Raw genomic sequence first — 2,020 nt, forward strand, 5'->3', positions numbered from 1 at the left:
TTTAATGCGTCAAAACCATCAAATCGTTTATTTATTGTTCACAAACAAACATTTATCGATCTATAAACGGACAACTCATTAAAGCTCCCCATCAGTAAAGGCCGCAAGACTTTTACTTTCTCAACTCTATTCCTTACTCTCGCCAATAAATAACTGACGATAAGGCCTACCTTTAGAAAAGATCACTACAGATAGTGAGTTCAAAGTAACCTGTCGGACCCTAGAGGACTTACTCCCTTTTTGCTACTTACTCCCTTTTTGCTACTTACTTTAATTTTGCGAACAAGAATGCTTAGATTGGAGTTTTGACCTGGCACGAGTGCTGTAGTTAAGATAGCTAACACAACGTATATGATAGGCTGAACAGGCAAGCAGCAGAGGCCTCTTAAACCTTTCACTGCGCCTGTTCGTCTTTACTGGATATGCAGACCTGAATCGCTGTCAGGAGACAGCTCGTACGAAATAAGATGGACCCGCTCTCCTAACTATGTGCCATGCTTAATGTGGAAACAAAAGCCTGTCCGGCATCGAAGCTAAAAGGAGCGAGTCCTATGAAAAATATTAGCATTCTTGGCATTGATTTAGCGAAAAATGTTTTCCAATTGCATGGTCAAAATAAGCAAGGGAAGCAGGTTTTAAAGAAAAGGCTACGTCGTGAAGAGCTCAAAGCGACTATTGCTAATCTTCCTCCTTGCTTAATTGCTATGGAGACGTGTATCGGAGCCCATGCATGGGCTAGGCAGTTCAAAAAAATGGGGCATCAAGTAAAACTGATTTCACCGCAGTATGTTAAGCCATTTGTTCAAGTCAATAAGAATGATCAACGAGATGCTGCCGCTATCGCAACCGCTGCATCATTGCCGTCGATTCCATCGGTCTCGGTTAAAAGTGAGGAGCAATTAGATCTGCAAGCGATTCATCGTGTGCGAGAGCGGTTGGTTCGCGAACGTGTTGCTACAGGGAATGAACTTCGTGGAATACTGGCAGATATGGGGGTTGTTATTCCAACTGGTGATGCTGCGATTAAAGTTATGTTACCTAGATTGCTAGAAGATGCGGAGCAACCTATTACGCATAGAGGGCGCTTGTTGTTAAATGACTTGAGAGCTCAATGGTTAGAAAAAGAAGCCCACATAAAGCGTTATGAGAAAATGCTGCAAGACTACGCTAAGAGCAATGAAGAATGCTCTAAATTGATGGATATACCAGGGATAGGTGTGATTAATGCTTCACTTCTGTGTTGTTACATTGGAGATCCAAAGCGTTTTGCCAGTGGTCGGCATGTTGCAGCATCGCTAGGGCTTGTGCCTAAACAGTCTTCAAGTGGAGATAGGGTTCGCTTGACGAAAATTAGTAAGCAAGGCAATAGCTATCTGCGCAAGCAGCTGGTACATGGCGCTAGATCTGCGTATCGAGTGCTACAAAAGGAAAACGCGACGGGGAGGCTTGCGCTGTGGGTGCAACGAATGCAGTCCACGGGTAAGCATCCTAACAAAATCGTTGTTGCCTTGGCTAATAAGCTCGCTCGTATTGCGTGGAGTTTACTAACAAAAGAGTCACGTTACGCAGCATAGACTGAGTGTGAAGATAAGTATATTGATACGTTAGTGAGATAAGAAGGTTTATAACAGGCACGTCAAAGCGTTGCGCAGACTATTAAAACAAAACAGATAAAATCGGTTCACTTATCCTAGGGAATCGGGTGGCTCGTAGAAGCCGGGTACGAAATTAGAGAAAGTGAACGCACATCTTTTAATGGCCGAGCAGATATGCTCAATCCAAGTAGGTCGAATATAAGCGTGCAACTTTATTCTGTGATGTCGAAATAGCTTGCAACAGTCGGGCGGGTCCATATAACCCGACTCCGTTCGGGGAGAAAAGGCTTTGATTATTTCAGGAGTCAGATCCCTCAACAGTAGGCAGTGATTGGAAGCTAGTGTACGTACAGGGATCTGACTCCTTTTCTATATCGGGGATAAGGATAAGCATTTTCGCCAGACGTAAAAAAGCCCTGACCGCA

At 43.9% G+C, this 2,020-nt stretch carries 1 protein-coding gene; it reads left to right on the plus strand.

Annotated elements, in window-relative coordinates; all coding sequences use genetic code 11:
* Positions 1-551 precede the first annotated feature (551 nt).
* The gene (locus ACOSVP_RS18530) at positions 552-1,574 is read left to right on the plus strand and encodes an IS110 family RNA-guided transposase (protein WP_487348970.1); all 1,023 of its coding nucleotides are present in this window, start codon (positions 552-554) and stop codon (positions 1,572-1,574) included.
* Positions 1,575-2,020 lie beyond the last annotated feature (446 nt).

This window comes from Marinomonas sp. HM11-D (genome assembly GCF_057626615.1).